General features: G+C 44.5%; 14 protein-coding genes. 8 read left to right on the top strand and 6 right to left on the bottom strand.

Annotated features, from left to right (window positions below; all coding sequences use genetic code 11):
- The first annotated feature begins 354 nt into the window (after positions 1-354).
- Entirely contained in the window at positions 355-2,553 is a 2,199-nt protein-coding gene (locus MIC7113_RS14360; RefSeq protein WP_015182899.1) for a phosphoketolase family protein, read from the top strand.
- A gap of 132 nt (positions 2,554-2,685) precedes the next feature.
- On the opposite strand, the gene MIC7113_RS14355 is transcribed toward MIC7113_RS14360, so the two are convergent.
- The gene (locus MIC7113_RS14355) at positions 2,686-3,099 is read right to left on the bottom strand and encodes a hypothetical protein (RefSeq protein WP_015182898.1); all 414 of its coding nucleotides are present in this window, start codon (positions 3,097-3,099) and stop codon (positions 2,686-2,688) included.
- A 234-nt stretch (positions 3,100-3,333) separates the two neighbouring features.
- On the opposite strand from MIC7113_RS14355, the gene MIC7113_RS14350 reads away from it, so the two are divergent.
- The 4 genes from MIC7113_RS14350 (at position 3,334) to MIC7113_RS14335 (ending at position 7,008) form a co-directional block, all read left to right on the top strand.
- Complete coding sequence (locus MIC7113_RS14350; RefSeq protein ID WP_015182897.1) at positions 3,334-3,936, top strand: Uma2 family endonuclease; 603 nt, start codon at positions 3,334-3,336, stop codon at positions 3,934-3,936.
- Between the two features lie 127 nt (positions 3,937-4,063).
- Entirely contained in the window at positions 4,064-4,690 is a 627-nt protein-coding gene (locus MIC7113_RS14345) for a type I restriction endonuclease (protein WP_015182896.1), read from the top strand.
- A gap of 629 nt (positions 4,691-5,319) precedes the next feature.
- The gene (locus MIC7113_RS14340) at positions 5,320-5,850 is read left to right on the top strand and encodes a hypothetical protein (protein ID WP_015182895.1); all 531 of its coding nucleotides are present in this window, start codon (positions 5,320-5,322) and stop codon (positions 5,848-5,850) included.
- Positions 5,851-5,943: 93 nt separating this feature from the next.
- Positions 5,944-7,008, top strand: coding sequence for a threonine aldolase family protein (locus MIC7113_RS14335; protein ID WP_015182894.1), 1,065 nt, complete (start codon positions 5,944-5,946; stop codon positions 7,006-7,008).
- A gap of 215 nt (positions 7,009-7,223) precedes the next feature.
- On the opposite strand, the gene MIC7113_RS14330 is transcribed toward MIC7113_RS14335, so the two are convergent.
- From MIC7113_RS14330 to MIC7113_RS14310, 5 genes are all read right to left on the bottom strand, one after another.
- On the bottom strand, positions 7,224-9,299 hold the full coding sequence (locus MIC7113_RS14330) for a B12-binding domain-containing radical SAM protein (RefSeq protein ID WP_015182893.1): 2,076 nt from the start codon (positions 9,297-9,299) through the stop codon (positions 7,224-7,226).
- A 75-nt stretch (positions 9,300-9,374) separates the two neighbouring features.
- Positions 9,375-10,556 (bottom strand): glycosyltransferase family 4 protein, encoded by a 1,182-nt coding sequence (locus MIC7113_RS14325; RefSeq protein ID WP_015182892.1) that lies wholly within the window; start codon positions 10,554-10,556, stop codon positions 9,375-9,377.
- Positions 10,557-10,726: 170 nt separating this feature from the next.
- Positions 10,727-11,590, bottom strand: a complete 864-nt coding sequence (locus MIC7113_RS14320; protein ID WP_015182891.1) for a hypothetical protein — start codon at positions 11,588-11,590, stop codon at positions 10,727-10,729.
- A gap of 108 nt (positions 11,591-11,698) precedes the next feature.
- Positions 11,699-12,967 (bottom strand): hypothetical protein, encoded by a 1,269-nt coding sequence (locus MIC7113_RS14315; RefSeq protein ID WP_015182890.1) that lies wholly within the window; start codon positions 12,965-12,967, stop codon positions 11,699-11,701.
- Positions 12,968-12,994: 27 nt separating this feature from the next.
- The gene (locus MIC7113_RS14310; RefSeq protein ID WP_015182889.1) at positions 12,995-14,110 is read right to left on the bottom strand and encodes an amidohydrolase family protein; all 1,116 of its coding nucleotides are present in this window, start codon (positions 14,108-14,110) and stop codon (positions 12,995-12,997) included.
- A gap of 552 nt (positions 14,111-14,662) precedes the next feature.
- On the opposite strand from MIC7113_RS14310, the gene MIC7113_RS14305 reads away from it, so the two are divergent.
- Genes MIC7113_RS14305 through MIC7113_RS14295 form a run of 3 tightly spaced genes read left to right on the top strand, consistent with a single transcriptional unit; the run spans position 14,663 to position 16,980 of the window.
- Positions 14,663-15,643, top strand: coding sequence for a radical SAM protein (locus MIC7113_RS14305; RefSeq protein ID WP_015182887.1), 981 nt, complete (start codon positions 14,663-14,665; stop codon positions 15,641-15,643).
- A 17-nt stretch (positions 15,644-15,660) separates the two neighbouring features.
- Positions 15,661-16,404, top strand: coding sequence for a formylglycine-generating enzyme family protein (locus MIC7113_RS14300; protein WP_015182886.1), 744 nt, complete (start codon positions 15,661-15,663; stop codon positions 16,402-16,404).
- Positions 16,405-16,431: 27 nt separating this feature from the next.
- Positions 16,432-16,980, top strand: a complete 549-nt coding sequence (locus MIC7113_RS14295) for a hypothetical protein (RefSeq protein WP_015182885.1) — start codon at positions 16,432-16,434, stop codon at positions 16,978-16,980.
- Positions 16,981-17,465 lie beyond the last annotated feature (485 nt).

Here is a 17,465-nt window from a genome sequence, read left to right as displayed (position 1 = left end):
AAATTCAACGGCGGCAACCTTCTTGGCTACTTCCTTTGTGCCAATTAGATGCAAAGGCAATTGAGCCAGTTCTGAGCAGGTCGTAAAGTGGAACTTACTTACACAGAAAGTATGAACGATCCAACAAAAAAGATGTAGTTAAAAAAAGAGACAAAGGCTTGGACGCTCTAGCCAGTAGTCCTGGTAGCTAGGTGATTTAGAACTCTCTATCCAATCAATAAGATATTTCATCGCTTAGAATCCTTGAATTGACCCCCTTAAAAGCGCTATTTCCGGGGTTGCCAGATTGTACGATCTACCTAGTAAGGTCAACCCGTTACAGGGACGCAGTTGTTAAAAGAGGGATCTAAGATTATGACCGTTGCCACTCAAGCCCCTAGTTTTTGCGAGGGGATTCAGTATTTTGGTGAAGCGTTGCCCGGTTTTGACAAGCTTGGTAAGGAACCTGCGATCGCACAAGGACAAAAAGCGATCGCTCAACCCAATGACCCAAAAGCTGTATTTCAGACTCTGCTAGCGGCTGATGCCCTGCGTTACCTGACCTTGCAAGTCACGGCGAGTAAAGCTTCTGGACACCCTGGCGGCTTTGCCAGTCAAGCGGAAGCCTATGCAGCTCTAGTGATGCTAGGGCATAAAAATATCTTGACAGAAGTCGGACATCATGCTCCGGGTTTCTATAGCGCCATGTTCCTCGATCGCTCCTTAGAGGATATGGGGATTTCTACCGTGCAGCAATTGCGCGATCGCTTCCGGGAAAAACACGGCCTTTTAGGTCATTTATCTGGTTATATTCCTGGCATTCTGGCACCGGCTGGCCCTTTGGGACAAGGGCAACACTTCGCTATGGCAGCCGCACTCTTGCATCGTGATAAATTGTTTGCCTTTACCCTCGGTGATGGGGGGATGGGTGAACCTTATCCAATGAGCAGTATGGCGCATTTCCATACGGCTTATCCCGAAGTGACGAACTTCCTACCGGTGCTGGTGTGGAATGGTTACAGCCAGGAACATCACAGCATGGTGTCCACCAAATCCAACGAGGAGATGGTGGAGTACTGGCGGGGTAATGGGTTTGAAGAAGTGATCTTAGTCAATGCGAAGGACTTTGACGACCAAAACCAGCCAGGGGATTATGTGGATAGCACGGCTTTCTCCCTGGAGAAGCGCTTAGAATTTACCCAAGCGGTGTTGGTGGCGATGGATAAAGCCGCGAAGTCTGCCCTGGGTGGGAAGCTGACGGTGTTTATCATTAAACAGCTCAAAGGGGCGGGTGTCCACGCACGGGGGGCGAAGTCTCACAATCTGTATCCTAAAGACACGCTGGATAGTCCCCATATTATGGAAGCGCTGAAAACGCGATCGCTGCCGATTGAAGCGTGGGAGTTGGTAAGAACTAATTGCGAACGCGCAGGAGGTGGCCCGGCTGCGAAGACGGTGGTAACGGAATTTGAGTTATCCTTACCAGAATTGGGGGAATTACCCCTGGAAGAGTTTGCGGTAGGAGGCGATCCAAAAGTTTCCACGACAGCGATGGGGCGGTTGGTTGGTAAGGTGGGAGAGAGCGATCGCAATTTCCTCGTCACCAACGCCGACGGTAATGAAGCCTCTGGTATTGCCAACATTAACCAAGCCCTCAAGATTATCCACCCCACAGCGGATACTCTCTACAACCAAGCGCCTAAAGGACAAGTTTATGAACCGTTGAGTGAGGATGCTTGTGCGGGATTGGCTGCGGGTTTATCCCTGATGGGTGCTCGTACTCTTTGGTGTTCTTACGAATCCTTTGCGATTAACGGTTTACCGATTTGGCAAACGGTAACGCAGGCGATGGCAGAATTACGCCGTCCCACTCCTTCTACGATTACCCTATATACCGCAGGGGCATTAGAGCAAGGGCGCAACGGTTGGACTCACCAGCGTCCGGAAATTGAGGCATATTTTGCCGCCATGATGCGGAATGGTAATGTCTTCCCCCTGTTTCCCCCGGATGCGAATAGTATCCAAGCCTGTTATGAGTGGGCGCTGACAACGAAGAATAAGGGAATTGTGATTACTGCAAGTAAGTCACCCTTGCCGATTCGCACCACATTTGCACAAACTCGTGAAGGCTTGCAAAATGGTGCGGTGGTGTTGCACGAAGTCGAGGGCGGTAAGCAGGTTGTATTTGCCGTAATTGGTGATATGACGCTGATTCCAGTGTTTGAAGCCGCTGCCCATTTGGAAACCGAAGGAATTGGCGTGCGGATTGTCTCGGTGATTAATCCTCGCCGTTTGTACCGTCCTCACGATGTTGCTTGGGATACTTGTTCTGAATCGGATAGTGGGTTTTTGGATGATGCTGGGTTTGCAGGGTTGTTTGATGGTGATGCGTTGATTGGAGTCACAGGTGGTGCTTCTTTGATGCTGGAACCGATCATGTTGCGGAGTAATTGTAAGCGGGATACCTTTGCTTGGAAACGAGGAGAAACAACTGCAAGTGCTGGGGAGTTGATGGCGTTTAATGGGATAACGGCTGAGGCGCTGACTAAAAGAGCGATCGAGTTAGTACATTAAACTGGGTTAGTACACAGGATACGTAAAGCACCGCATTAGTTTAGAGCCTGAAAACATGGTAAGGGGTGTGTTCGCAAAGGCGATCGCACCCCTTACTTATTACTTGGTTAGCATATTTGCGCTCGCACAAATTTACACCGTCCGATGTTCAATCTTGTACTCTATGCCAGCTAAAGTATTAGCAACAGCAACAGCATCTTCTATCGTTCGATAATAGCAATAAAAGACACGTTCACTGATTTCCACTTGCTCTAAACAGCCTTTCGTAGTCTGTCTAGTCCTTAAAGCTTTACGGATTTGAGCAATGGTGTCTTCTGTTAGGTCTATTTGGTTTGTAGAAAAACCTTCAACGACATCTAAAAGAACAGTATAAGGATAGCTCCCTTTACGGCGCTCAATATAGATAACAGGTCTTTCAGTCTTTCTTATCTTGGTCAGGTAAGCTGTGTCTCCGCCTGCCATAATCGAGCCAAATTTAGACGGTAGGAAAAAAACAAACTCTGATAGTTCTTTGGGACGTTTATTAGCTGTTGTTGAAGTTGCCATATTTCTGTCATCTCTCCAGTGAGACTCATGTCCATGAAGGCGGTATACTTAAGTCGCGCGATCGCATCCTAAAATCTGAGGAGCGAGTGCAATCAAACAATTATAATAACAACAACAAACCTAGAGAAAATACAGTGAATCGTCAAGTCTGACTCCAGTTTTGCTGAATGTAAGCCTCTGGTTGGTTACAGCTAGGTGGGGGTTGGTCATCCTAGAGTAGGGGGTAGTACACCTATGACAACACAATCTATAAAAGAAATTATCCCAGTTAAAGAACAACGGCTAGTTTTACCAGGTCGTCAAAGTTGGCAGCAATTCAAGGCGATTCAAGCTTTGATGGCAGAAGTACCAGGTGTACGAGTATCTTATCTTGATGGGCGTGTGGAACTGATGACGATTGGGGAACAGCATGAAATTATTAAAACTATTATTGGTTTATTGCTAGGACTTTATTTTTTAGAGAAGCGGATTGAATTTATTCCTGTAGGCAGTGCAACTCGTGAGTCAGAAGTTAAAGGGACTTCATTTGAACCAGACCAGTCCTATTACATAGGAGAAAGAAAAGAGCATCCTGACCTGGCTATTGAAGTAGCCTTTACAAGTGGCGATACTAAAAAACTAGAACGATACAAGCGATTTAAGATTGCTGAAGTTTGGTTTTGGGAAAATAACAAGCTTTCTCTCTACTGTTTTCGTGGAGAAGATTATGAACTGATTCCGCATAGTGAGTTTCTGCCACATTTAGATTTAGACTTGCTGGTACGCTGTGTGCTAATGCCTTCCCAGCTTGAGGCGATGACTGAGTTTCTTAATGCGATTCGAGAACAAGGTAGATAGACGAGGATTAATCTTATCTACTAGAGACCAATAATTTTATTAAAAATAATTACGTTATTTATTTGAAATAGATAAAATTTAAACTAATCATCCTAATAATATAACGTCAAAGGAAAATCTTTATAATATGGTTCAAACCTTAAAAGCCAAAGAAATCAGTCTTTACGAGCTAGAAGAGAACTTTGGCTTACAACTAATTACAGAAGCTCAATTTTTTCCAGAGTGGGTAGAAAATTTACCAACATTGAACGAGGCTGAAAAGCAAGCTCTAGCACGAGTGAAAAGTAATTATTTAAATCTGACTAGGCGTCGTCCTATGTCAGAAGAGGCTGTAAAAATGGTAGTGTTGTCTCCTTTGCTAGATTTAGCCGGATTTTATCAGTCTCCTTTTGAGATAGAAACGGAAACTTCCGTCGAGATTTCGGCTGAGGATGATGGAGTTATTGTTAAAGGAAACATTGATGTTTTAGTTTTGCAGAAGCGATTTTGGATGCTCGTCATTGAGTCAAAAAGCACTAAATTTGATGTCATGTCTGCACTCCCTCAAGCTCTAGCCTATATGCTATATGCTCCATCAATTGAACAACCAACTTTTGGCTTACTTGTCAATGGCAGAGAGTGTGTATTCCTCAAACTAATCCATTCAGAAAAACCGCAGTATGCTCGCTCTTACGCATTATCCATTGAACGCGACGACGACTTGCATCAGGTTTTGAGTATATTAAAGCGTCTCACTCAACTGATAAGCCAATAATTAATTGTGACTACAGAGAGAATTGGCGTGCGGATTGTCTCCGTGATACCTTTGGGCGGCTATACTATCCCTACAAGAGGAATTAGCCGACCTTCGCCTGTTAGATAAACTGTTCGTCATTTAAATCCTATTATCAAGAATTGCAAAATCCTTGTAGTGCGACCATCTTAGTCGCTACTGATACCCAATTTAAATGCATGACAGCTTATCAGGGGGATTTTGACTGAATTCTCCTCCCTTTTTAACCGGAGCTTTAGTGATAGCGAAGCGAGACGAAGTCTGGAGAGCTGGAGGGATCTGAATTTAATGGGGAAGTTTGAAAACACGCCCTAGGGGGTGGAGTTCTATTTTCAAAAAAGTTTCATTAACCTTGAGAAAAGTAATACTTATAAGTCTTTACCTCAAGCAAACGTGAAGTGATGTTGAACGCTAGGGCAAAAATTAGAGCGATCGCACCAAATTGTCAGGCACAATTAATCTAGCGGCAATCTTGAGGAGCGATCGCGTTTGAGGTTACCGCATGGCGGCTATCTCTCTACCTTCATCTCCAGCAAAGGCACTACGCTTTGGCTGGAAAACTAGGAAGGGAAGGGGAGACGAAGGGAGGGAAACTCAGAGGATATAGGGCTATGCGACCAGATTTGCAGGGCTTGGTGATTTCAGAAGAATATCTAACCAATTTAATTGGTGAAAATCCCCATAAAGTTAGATATTTTTATACAGCAGGAAAACCCAGAGAGCCTGGGGATTTGTTGATTAAGCTAGGGATGTCTACAATCCGATGGCTAAAGTTTAAATCTGTCAGACGGCTGGTGAAAGAAGTTGATCGCTACAGTGCCGTGATTAGAGCGGTTGATATCAACGATCAACTCGAAGAAGCAGGTAACCCAGGCGTGGGTTTAAGCGATCGCGAAAAAGTCATTCAAGCCCTAAGTGTGATGAAATCCGATTTAGAGCGGGCATTGAAAACTGAACGAATCCTGAGGGAAAACAAAAATTTTATTGCCAAGCATCCACAATTATTTACAACAAATTTGACCGCTTTGACAGCGCTACAATTAAGCGATAAAGCCAGTGAGTATGGACGGGTACTCGATCAAGCTTTGCAGATTGCCGTCGGTGTGCAAGAAGAAATGAGAAAGTTGCAGAATCGACAGTAGAGGCAACTATCCAAACAGCGATCGCCTTTAACACTTTTACCACGACCTCCAAGAACTGCTCATCATCTGGCTAAAACCTGAAATACCAAAACCATGAACTTTGCTAGCGATAATGTCACCGGCATCTCACCGGAAATCATGGCAGCCTTGAGTGCGGCTAACGCCGGAGTCGCCATGCCCTATGGACAAGATGAATACACTCAGCGCTTAAAGACTCAGTTCAACGATTTATTTGAGACAGACGTAACAGTGTTTCCGGTGGCAACTGGCTCAGCCGCCAACGCCTTGGCACTATCGGTGATGACTCCACCGTTTGGAGCGATTTACTGCCATACCGAATCCCACATTAATGTTGATGAATGCGGCGCACCTGAATTTTACACGGGTGGCGCGAAGTTAGTCACACTTCCGGGTTCTCAGGGAAAAATTTTAGCCACTGATTTAGCTACTGTGCTAGCCCAAGCTGGTGCTGGCGTTGTGCATCACGTCCAACCGGCAGCGGTGAGTCTCACCCAGGCTACTGAAGCCGGCACCGTCTATACTCCCGATGAAATCGGTGCCCTGGCTGAGGTGGCAAAGAGCCATCGTCTTTACCTCCACATCGACGGGGCACGTTTTGCTAATGCCGTCGCTAGCCTAGGTTGTTCTCCTGCGGATTTAACTTGGCGTGCAGGTGTTGATGTTCTCTGTTTTGGCGCAACCAAGAATGGTGCAATGGCAGCAGAAGCGGTGGTCTTTTTTAATCAGACTTTAGCAGAAACGTTTGGCTATCGTCGCAAGCGCAGTGGGCATCTATTTTCTAAGATGCGATTCTTGTCAGCGCAGCTTTTGGCTTATATCGAGCAGGATTTGTGGTTAAACAATGCTAACCATGCTAATCAGATGGCGCAGAAGTTAGCTCAGGGGCTGGTAGAATTACCGGGCGTGGAACTTTGTTACCCCGTGCAGGCTAACGAAATCTTTATTCAGTTGCCTAAGGCTTTGATTTCCAGTCTTCTTGCTGATGGCTTCTATTTCTATCCGTGGGGAGGAGAAAATTCGACAACGGTTCGATTAGTGACGGCTTTTAATACGAGCGAGGCGGATGTTATGGCTTTTATAGAAGCTGCTCGACGTTATTCTTCCGAGGGTTTGCCAGCCGTTGAGGCGACATTCTAAGCTAGGGAGCATCCCAAATGTGCACGGTTTAAAGAAGGGTGAGGAGAGTTTATATCTATAGCAAAAGGCAGAAGGCAGACCGGAGATGAGAGTGAGGACAGAATTCTGAAGGGGTGACAAGCAAGCTGTTCGACATGGAGCTGTGTTTGGCAAATGCCTAGAAGTTCTGCAAGATAATAGTAACTTGAAAAAGAAGTCAAAAGATGTCAAGCGATTTAGTTGCAGTTACTCCCTGTTCCTTTCGGTGCCAGAAAAGCGTATTTTGGTTCGAGTTTAACATTGATAGCATAGAGATAATAGCGAAACCATGCTAGCTGTTTGGGTGTGAAGTCTTTCTTCACAGCCTCAAGAGCCGAAGCTTCAGTAGTGTGGAATCTCATCAATGTAGAAAGGGTGAGGTAGGGCGATGCTGGTGGATATCCTTCGCAGTCAAGGGGCAATTTAAGCTTCTCAAAAACAACTGCCAAATCCTTGCGACTTGCCGAGAAAGCCGCGTGTAAAATAAAGGCAAGGATTGCGTTTTCTGCATCTTGTTTGGGGTGAACTTCTTTTGTTAGTTGCTTAGTATTGATTAGCTGCTCTAGCACCGAATTTTTCTGTTGCAATAAAACACTTGCTTGTTCCCGCCAATGTGTGGGATCTAGCTTTCCCAGATCGGGATGTTCCACCCAAGGAGGCAGTTGGATTGCTTCTAAGTCCGCAGCTTTCAGAGGAGCTACAATCTCCTGAAGTGTTGAAAATTCCAATTTTTGAGCAAAGTAGTGCCAGTTGCGCGTCACTCTGTAGTATCGTGAGAGCAACGTCTCTTGTGCATAATTCAGGAAATCGTGTACATCTGCAATCCCTCCAAAATGTTCTACTAGTTCACGACTGTAGTAGAAAGCTGGATGAATGAGCGTTTTGGGAGTAGCATCATCTTGGGTTACGATAATAGCCTCTTGTTTTGTCTGTTCAGGGAGACCGTCAAGACATTCATAGACTCGCAATGCCGGATAACCTTCTGCTTGATCGTACTTTAAATCAAGTTTCTCCTTGCTAAATATCTCTAAGGTTGTGCGGACAGAATCCAGCGTGGCGTAAGGATTTGCGAGCCATGACCATAAAATCCAGCGGGGTAGACGTCTTGCCTTAAACTCTGGTTCTTCATTCAGTTCTATAAGGTCTTTGATGTGCTGGAGAGCATGTCTTGCTCGATAAGGTTCGCGCATCTGTTTTAGGGTTTCATCGCTCAGATCTGAAAAAGGTCCATTTTGTTCAAGTAACAGACCTGATCTCAAGAGCAACCGCAAATCGTCCTTGTTGAATTTTACAGGTAGAAAATAAGACCGCCAGAAGATAGGGCGCGGTAATACTTCGTTAATCCGAATCACCCGTTCAGCTAACTCCAGAACGTGGTCTTTCGTGAAATTCAGCTCAGAACACACAAACCAGTAATACCTGAGTCCATACCGGAGTAAGTTGTGAATTTCTGCTTCAATAACATCCAAATTTCGTAGCCGCAGGGTCTTTCCTTTTACCTTAGGTTCACAACAGAAAGCACAGGAACAAGGGCAACCACGCGATATTTCAATGGCGATGGAACGTCCTGAATCCTCAGCGGTGCCAAGACCTGGGACATCTGCAAGGTGGCTGTTGCGGAGTTTGCGCTCACCGTGAAAACGGAAGATTTCGTCGATAATGTCTTCTGTATATTCTATATCGTCAAAAGGTCCCCAAAATACGCGCTGATTCTGTTGCCATTGACCATCAGCACGATAGAGCAAGTTTGATATGCCCTCGGTACGACCATTAAGAACTTCGTCAAAGTGCGTGATAAATTCGTCAGGTTCGCCAATAATGCCAAAGTCTGGTTGTAAATACTCCGCAGCAGACACGGGGTTAACAGTGAAAGTAAATCCACCGACAAATATCTTGGCATCGGATAACTCACGAATACGCTTAATGGCAGCCTGAGTGTCTTCGACCGGGAACCAAGGGTTTTTAGGGCTGCCTTTGGGATCTGGGCTGATGTAGTCATCCGAGATAGTGGAATCAGCTTGTCGAATGGTAAAAGCTACGGCGCGGGGCTGATGGTCTTTGACCAGTTTCGTGATACACTCAAGCTGCTGTTGCCGACTAAGACCCAACCCGTCCCAACGGACAACGGACAACCCTGCCCGACGGGCAAGCGCCGACACCTGGACAAAAGCGTAAGGATAAACTGGGCGTCCGGGCCAGTTGCTGAGGTTGAGAAAGAGTATATCAACTGGTTCTGGGTTTGGGGGGCGAATCCCTGTGTATGCGGGCACCATGAGCTTTATTCTCTGGATTCAACATTAATTAATTTAATGAGTAAATTGGTCTTTATTAGACAATACCTTCGCAAATTACGAAGGGTGGACACGGGGCAGCCGTTGGCTGCCCCTTCCCCTTTTTATCGTTTCAAATTCGGAAAAATAAAGAGTTTCTAGAGAACTAATTACTGACTTGATATTAAACCTTTCTTGAACTTCTTGATATCCATTACAAACTAAAGATTCTCTGAGAGAATGGTTTTCTAGAATAGTTTTGATTCCTGTGTATATTTGCTCGCTACTTTGATAATCCACCACGTAAGCATGTTTATTATGAATAACAAATTCATCCACAGGAGCAGCTAGCGTGAACACAGAAGGTATTCCTGCTGCTAGAGATTCTACATACACTTGTCCAGAAGCTTCTTGTGTAGGAGTAATTGGAACATGTACAAATACATCGAAAATCTTATATAGGGAGAAGAGATCATCTTCAAACGGAATCTCCACATATCTGTCATCCGGTATTGATTGGAGTTGCCTATGAATCACGTCGCTGTCGCGACCCCTCGCATTTGCGAGTACAAGAAAGGCAGATGGATAATCTTCAAGCAACCTCTGAAAAGCTGGGATAATGTAATGGACACCCTTCCATTCAACATATCTTGCTATAACGCCGATCACTGGAGCGACGTTTCCGATATTGTATTTATCTCTAATCGTTTGCACATTTTCTTCCGAAACGTTTGTAAAAGCTTCCAGATCAAAACCATAACGTATAAGAACGATCTTGTTTGGGGCAGCTTTATCGCAAGAGACTAGTAGGTTTTTGACATTCTGGCTAGGTGCTATGATTTTTGAAGATAAAAAATTGATAAAACGGTCGTAAACTCCACTCCAAGGAGAACGCAGTGGGAAAGGAAAGGGTCCTCCATGATGTCTGGTTTGTATACGTATTTTCACTCCCGCAAAATAGGCAGCAATAAAACTAGCTATGCAGGGATCTACGCCATGTGCGTGTACGATATCAATCTTATTTCTTCGGCAGTAGTGGTAGATCTGCCAAGTAGCCCAAAACAGGTTCTGTATACCTGAGTATTTGATGCTAAGGCATGGAATATTTTGTGTTACCAGATATTCGACTAGGTTCGTTTTGCCTTGGTCAAATATTATAAATGACAATTCAAACTTCTCTTTGTTTAAGTCACGACAGATCCATTCAAAGGTCTTGGAGCGTAAATTTGTCGCCATGACGTACATTACTCGAATTTTCATTCTCTTACTCACTTGCGTGATTTGGTTTTTTCTGTAGCATGGAGTCTTGTTTTCTTTTGCTTTAAAATAAGAATATTAGGAAATAAACTATGCATTGCCCGAAATCCTTGTAGAGACTAAAATCTTTCCAAGAATTTTGGGAAAGGTCTATTGAGAACTACCAAGCAATTTTAAGCCCAATGCAGGACGGTTTTCGGATCGAGAAATCCCATACTCCAGGAAATCGTTGTACGATTGACTTCATCGTCGGTCTTAGCTCCGACAGCATGAACTTTGGTAACATCAAATAGGTAAATATCACCAGGACAAATAGGTACAGTAATTTTGTCAAAGTCTGCAAGAGCTTCTAGAGGATAACCAAAACTATCGGATTTAAAACCGAGAGCTTCGCGGGTTTCGTCATTCGGAGAAATATTCCAGTAGTGAAGGTCACCACCTTCTCCATTTTCTAGGCAAATCAGCACTCCGACAACTCGATCAATTTGCCCGACCTCAAAACCTTGCAGGTGGTGAGCTTTTAGTACCCCTGAATCATCATGAGGAACAATCACGAAATCGCCTGTATTTAGCCAAGAACGCATTTTATATTTTCCGGCTTGACGTCCGTTATATTCAGCAACTCGAAGCGAACATCCTCGGTCAGCCAGATGCTTCTTAATGTTGTCGAGTAAAAACAGGTAGAAATCGCCCGTATTGTCAAAAAGTGCCTCGATATCTTGACTGGTTCTTTCTACCTCTTCAGAATAAAATTCTAGTGATTTACTAAGTGAAGCGCCAATAAAAGCTTTTGCATGAGCAGGTAGACCATCGCTTTTTTGCTTTAAAGAAACACTGTGCCAGAAATTGTGGCAAATCTGTTGACGTATTTCTTGATTTACAACACCTCGGAAGATTGCGCCAGCTACTTTTCCCCGCAAGACATCAATCCAAAGCTGCCAATCAATCTCGTTTTTTTCCACTATTTGAAAATAGGAGTCAGGGTGAACAATTCCCTGTAGTTGAATTGATGGAGTAGAACTTAAAACGTCGGTCATTTCCAAAACTACCTTTCAAGACTAAATTTTCTCAATCGAAAAGTCGATGATTTCTTCTAACATCGCTTTCTCTTATTTTTGAAGTTCATGCATTTTTCCTTATTGGATTCAGAACACGATACTCACCACGGTTTTCGGCGACCCGTGAACCTTCCGAGAGTGTTCTTGCATGATCAGGATACCGACCAGTCCGTCGGGACTGTAATAGCCACTGAGTTTGGTATAGGCATCTACCGTAACCTCTTGTCCGTCTCTCTCAATGGCCGTCACTGTTTCGGGCCAGGTTCGCGCCTCTTGGACAATCCAGTGATGCCCGACTTGGTAGTCGGCAAGGATTCTGTCGAACATCTGACGACACATTACCCCTGAAAGACTTCCCGTGTAATAGACTGCGCGGCTTCCCCAGTTCAGGTTTGGGTCTGTACCAGCAAACTTAAAGTAGTAGGTGCGTTTTTTCTTGTCCGTCTGGCAATAGTCGTCCAAGCTGACCCAAGAGCCATCCGCCAGATGAAAGCCCTCTGGGGTAATAATATCTGTATGCGGAAACAGCGCCCGGATGTCATCGGAGTAGTATTCCCGCGTCTTGTTCCAAAAGGGCCATGCCATGATCACTTTTGCATCATACAAGGGCGTGGGGGGATGGTCGAACAGCAAACGTCCTTCTTCGCAAGCCTCCATCCACTGGTCAAAAAATCCGTTGTATCTCAGGTCGTAGAACTCATGGGCACGGATAAAGTTGCAGTCTTTCCACTGGACAGCATCCCAGCTAAAAAACCGCAGCCCCTCCTCCCGGCATCGTTGAATAAAGTAACGCCCACCATGCGGGCGTGATGAATTATTAAGAAGATGATGAATAATCGGTTCGTCGCCAACATAGCCGCGCAGAGATTGGGCGAAGCTACTGGCTAGGGAGCGAGAAAATCGAGTCGGCTTGCCGAAGTCATCGGGAAAAGCGAGGTAAATGTCTCTAAGATGATCCGCGATTTCCCATCCAGAACCAGGACACTGCATCTCTACTATTGCTCCTGGCGCTGCTTCGTCGGTGCGGAAGAAAACAGGGAGCTTCAGCTGCTTTTCGGTGAGTTTGAGATGGAACTCTTTGCCACGACAAGGTGGCTGTCCGGCGAGAACTGTATGAGCGATCGCAGGGTCGGCTTCCCCACGCAGACTCGCCACGAAGATGTCGCGGGTGATCTCCTGAAATTTCTTGAGTGTGGTGTATCGCGATCGGTACCCGTCCAATGTTGCATCATCCATCGCATAGGGCTGCTTCGCAATTAGGTTCGTGAAGCCAACGCTTGCTAGGGTTCTAGACTCGATATCTTTGTCGATGAATCGATACCAAGGGACGTCAATCATAATTTGCTGGTTAGACATTACGCTCTCCTTTAAAGTTTCAGAGTCTCAGGCATCAAGTCCATAAAGCTTCGCGCAGTTTTTGTAGACAACTTTGACTCGATCCTCATTGGGACTATTCTGAAAGGACTGCGAGAGAATTTCCCGTGACTTCGGCCAAGTTGACTCATAGTGCGGATAGTCGCTGCCCCACATAAAGTTGTCTGCACCGAGGAGCTGCATGGTCAGGATGCCAACTTCATCCTCCATAAAGGTGGCGTAGACCTGGCGCTTGAAGTACTCGCTGGGTTTCATCGTCAGGGAAGTGGGGGCGATGGGACCAAGCTTGACATGGATACGGTCTGCGTGCAGTAGATGATAAGCGACCCAGCCGATATCGTTCTCCGCCAGCACCAACTTCAGATTGGGAAAGCGCTCCAGCACGCCAGAGAAGATGATATCCGTCAAAGAGTGCTGAATCTCTTCTGGGAAAATCATGTTGCGTTGACACCGCTCCACATTCGTGCTGTAGTCAAAGACCTTTGGGCTTTCTTTGTAGCCTGTCAGGATATGCAAGCTCACCGGCATCTCCAGTTCCTCGGCTGCACGCCAGAATGGGTCATTACAAGTACTTGTGAATGCCCGTTCTTCAGGTGGAGAAGCCCAAATTGCAACTCCCTTTAGTCCCATTTTTTGACAGTGATACAGCTCGTGAACCGCGTCATCCACGTCCCAAAGTGAGATCAGCCCTATTCCAAACAGTTGATTCGGCGCGTAGCTGACAAATTCAGCAAGCCAGTTATTGTATGCCCGAAAACAGGCTTTCTGGAACGCAGCATCCTGAAGCCAGAACAACGACATACCTAAGCTGGTGTAAAGAACCTCCGCCGCAACACCGTCACGCTCCATATCCTTGAGGCGCTCGCCGGGATCATTCCCGCCACGCCGGACAGCCTCAATTCCCACCTTCCGCTGTTTAGCAAACTCTTCTGGAGATTTGTCCACTGCATACAGCGAGTTGACCAATGCAGGTTGCAGCCCTTCGCATACGAAAAACCACCCTTGGCGTTCCTCATTCCAGAAGATGTGCGGTGCTCTGTCCCGGTATTGCTTATCAAGTCTCTCGACCCACAGGTTAGGGGGTTCGATAACGTGGGAGTCTGCGGAGATGATAGGTATTTCCATAATCGTAATTGTTAATGTCTCATTTGGCGTATTTGGTTGGTTAAGTAGTTAGAAAATAGTTACAAGTTTTATCTAATTTGTCAATGCGTAAATCATCAATATTTAATCCATGAAAAATTTATTTACATATATTTCTCGCTATATCTATCTATAGATAGGTAGTTTCTCAGGGATTTCAGACTGAGCCAAGGTTCAATTCATTTTGTATATCTATCTCAAGACATAAAATAAAAAAATCAAGGATATTTTATGTTGCTAATTACAAAGATTAGTTAAAGAACACCAAAAAACATGAATTGTCAAAGTGATGACTTTTTGGTATTCTTACTCAAAGTAAAAATTCAATCTCTCGATTCGCAACAATCAAAAAAGCTAGACTTTAAAATGAAAATGAAAAAAATTACGTGTTTTATTTCTGAATTGATCGGTTGATTAGTCTAACGTCAAAAAAATTTAAACATATCTAACCTATCCCAAGGCTGATTAAGATTTCTTCTCTTGGGACAGCTTGCTAATTGTTTAAAACCCATACAAATGAAAAGGCTACACGATATGGAAAGTCAGGATAAAATTTTGCGTCCCATTTATCTAAGTAAACGTACATTTCTCGGCCTCAAAGATTTGGTAATTGCGTTTTATGCCCAAAAATGTCCATTTCAATGTTCTTATTGTAGTTTGCCAACGAAATCCCATCCTGAACCCCTGCCAGTTAAGAAAATTAAACAACAAATTGATTGGAGTTTTGAGCAATATGCAGATGAATTGAGTAGTTTCCAACAACTTTCAGTCGGTAACGAAGGGTCTATCCTAGATCGGGAACGTTTTCCTAAGGAAGCAATAGTTTACTTACTTGAGCAAGCACGAGCGATTTCTTCTTTGAAAGTCCTATCATTGGAAACTCGCCCAGAATATATTTTACCAGCAACCCTAGAAGACATTTTCCATTTAACCCATGCTGAGATCATTGATGTGACAGTTGGTTTTGAAACACAAGACGATTATTTGCGCGAAGTCATTTTGAATAAAACCATTCGCCGGAAAAATTTTGAAGCCAAGATTAAGCTGCTGGGTGAAATGGGGGTTAGGCTGACAAGCTATGTCTTGTTAAAACCCGGCCCAACAATGACCGAAAAAGAAGGGATTAATGAGGCTATTTTAACAATTGAATATCTGGCAGGAGTTTGTCAAAAATTTGGTACTGATTTGGTGATTTATCTCAATCCCGTATACGTCGCCAAAGGCACACCTTTAGCCAAAGCTTTTTCACTTCATCAGTATAAGCCAGTTCGTATCCAAAGTGTTGTTGAAGTAATTGCCGAAACCCGTGATTTGAACGTACCGATTTATACAGGGTTGTGGTCTGAGAACAATACTGATGGTTATGGCGATTATACTGTCCATAAGGATTATCAACCAGAAACCCGCAATGCCCTGAAACAATTTAATAAAACTCAAGATTTTGCTTTGCTTCAACTTTTTTACCAGAGCAAACTTGATGACAGACAGTATCAATCTCAACTAATTCTGCTGTGAATAACTTTAGGTGAGCAATGTTATTAGACAGCTTTGACTGGGTTACAATCCCCGCAGGTTTCTTTTGGATGGGTACTAATCTGGAGGTAGATCAGGTCGCCGCTGCGGATGATTGGGCGAAACTTGTTGAACTACCACAACACAAAGTTTCTTTGCCCAGCTATCAAATCAGCCGTTTTCCCGTCACCAATGCACAATGGGTACAATTTTTAGCACACAGCAATTATCCTTGGGCTGATCGGGATAAACTGTGGGGACATGGTTTACCAAAAGGTCAAGAAAATCATCCCATTGTGTGGGTGACATGGCATGACGCTGTCGCTTTTTGTAAGTGGACGGGTGTGCGTTTACCCACCGAAGCTGAATGGGAAAAAGCGGCGCGCGGGATAGATAAACGCCTGTATCCTTGGGGGAATCACGCGCCGACCTCCCAATTGGCTAATTATGACAAGCAGGTTGGTAAGACAACAGCAGTAGACGCCTATCCACAAGGGAAAAGTTATTACGGCTTATTTGATATGGCGGGTAATACTTGGGAATGGACAAGTACGATTTGGGGAACAGATACCCATAATCCTGAATTTCGCTATCCTTATCAAGCTGACGATGGGCGGGAAAATATGGATAATCCAGATATTCTGCGCGTTGTACGCAGCGGTGGATGGAAATACACGCCTTCTTTGATTCGCTGTGCTTACCGCGATTGGAACAAACCGCATGTCAGAGGAAGCGGACTTAGCTTTCGTGTCGTCGCATTTTAACAGAGGATACAACGGAGAAGAAAACGGATGGACGCCACCACCATCATCTTAGATTTGCCACCTGCAATAACCAATGATTACCTGCAAAACCAGGCTAATGTGGATACCCTGAGCGATCAGTATCAGAAAACTTATCAGTATATTCGTCGTTCAGCCAAGCCGATCGGCTTTTTAGTCCATGAGAAATTGGTGCTGAAACTCTATCATATGCTACGGGAAGCCGAGCCACTGCCACAACATTTGCAAGATAATTTACAATCTTTTATTCTTGACGAAATTAATCATGGTCGTGTGGATGCAAAACAAGGTGTTGGTTTTGCTATTTTGTCCCAAGGATTCTTGAGCATTAACATTTGGGGACGTGGCAATGTTTTGTTTACCCAAACGTATACAGTTGAAGGCAGTTTTCCTGAGTTATCGCCAAAACCACTGGAAAAGACGGGGGTGGCTTGTACGTGGGAAATTAAAGTTATGAATCATGAATATGCTTTATGGCATCACTATCTCGAAACTAAGATGAGCATTGCTGATAAAAGAGCTTATCTCCAAAGTTTCATTAGAGGTAACTTATTTTAGAAAAATGGACTCATGGAGGCCAAAACATGCATCTCGCTCTTGGTGGAACGCACTTCGGGCGCGATCGGTCACAACCAAGGGGATAAAAGTCGCTTTACCGGGGGTTTGAGTATCATCTGAACTGAAAGTTAGGCGCTTGCTCTCGGCTTCAGGTGTAAGCTAATCGGCATTTAAATTGTATTATCGAGGAGGCAAGGCAAACCGGAGATGAGAGTGATGACAGAAGGCAGAAGGTAGAAGGAATAAGAGTTTTTATCTCCTTACCAAGGTATGCAATTTAGATGCATCACAGCTTACCCGTTGAACGTATTGAAAAAATGTACTCCTACGCCCCCACTCCCCCACTCTCACGTCTAAGAACAAATCATGGATTCTATTGATAAATATAATTAATACTAATTAATAAGGAATTTAGACTGGAGTTAGAAGAGTTCTAAAAGTTGAGAAATTTTCATAATACCTGAGTTTGAGAGCTAATGTTGGGA

The sequence above is a fragment of the Allocoleopsis franciscana PCC 7113 genome (genome assembly GCF_000317515.1).
In the GTDB taxonomy this organism is placed as follows: domain Bacteria; phylum Cyanobacteriota; class Cyanobacteriia; order Cyanobacteriales; family Coleofasciculaceae; genus Allocoleopsis; species Allocoleopsis franciscana.
The sequence above is the reverse complement of the archived record's forward strand: the minus strand, read 5'-3'. Positions and strand labels throughout refer to the sequence as shown.

Bases quoted from the DNA above. Each gene is read 5' to 3' on its own strand.
- MIC7113_RS14295 (WP_015182885.1), top strand. From the start codon at position 16,432: ATGGACGCCACCACCATCATCTTAGATTTGCCACCTGCAATAACCAAT.
- MIC7113_RS14335 (WP_015182894.1), top strand. From the start codon at position 5,944: ATGAACTTTGCTAGCGATAATGTCACCGGCATCTCACCGGAAATCATG.
- MIC7113_RS14325 (WP_015182892.1), bottom strand. From the start codon at position 10,556: ATGAAAATTCGAGTAATGTACGTCATGGCGACAAATTTACGCTCCAAG.
- MIC7113_RS14315 (WP_015182890.1), bottom strand. From the start codon at position 12,967: ATGTCTAACCAGCAAATTATGATTGACGTCCCTTGGTATCGATTCATC.
- MIC7113_RS14340 (WP_015182895.1), top strand. From the start codon at position 5,320: ATGCGACCAGATTTGCAGGGCTTGGTGATTTCAGAAGAATATCTAACC.
- MIC7113_RS14310 (WP_015182889.1), bottom strand. From the start codon at position 14,110: ATGGAAATACCTATCATCTCCGCAGACTCCCACGTTATCGAACCCCCT.
- MIC7113_RS14360 (WP_015182899.1), top strand. From the start codon at position 355: ATGACCGTTGCCACTCAAGCCCCTAGTTTTTGCGAGGGGATTCAGTAT.
- MIC7113_RS14345 (WP_015182896.1), top strand. From the start codon at position 4,064: ATGGTTCAAACCTTAAAAGCCAAAGAAATCAGTCTTTACGAGCTAGAA.
- MIC7113_RS14300 (WP_015182886.1), top strand. From the start codon at position 15,661: ATGTTATTAGACAGCTTTGACTGGGTTACAATCCCCGCAGGTTTCTTT.
- MIC7113_RS14305 (WP_015182887.1), top strand. From the start codon at position 14,663: ATGGAAAGTCAGGATAAAATTTTGCGTCCCATTTATCTAAGTAAACGT.
- MIC7113_RS14350 (WP_015182897.1), top strand. From the start codon at position 3,334: ATGACAACACAATCTATAAAAGAAATTATCCCAGTTAAAGAACAACGG.
- MIC7113_RS14330 (WP_015182893.1), bottom strand. From the start codon at position 9,299: ATGGTGCCCGCATACACAGGGATTCGCCCCCCAAACCCAGAACCAGTT.
- MIC7113_RS14320 (WP_015182891.1), bottom strand. From the start codon at position 11,590: ATGACCGACGTTTTAAGTTCTACTCCATCAATTCAACTACAGGGAATT.
- MIC7113_RS14355 (WP_015182898.1), bottom strand. From the start codon at position 3,099: ATGGCAACTTCAACAACAGCTAATAAACGTCCCAAAGAACTATCAGAG.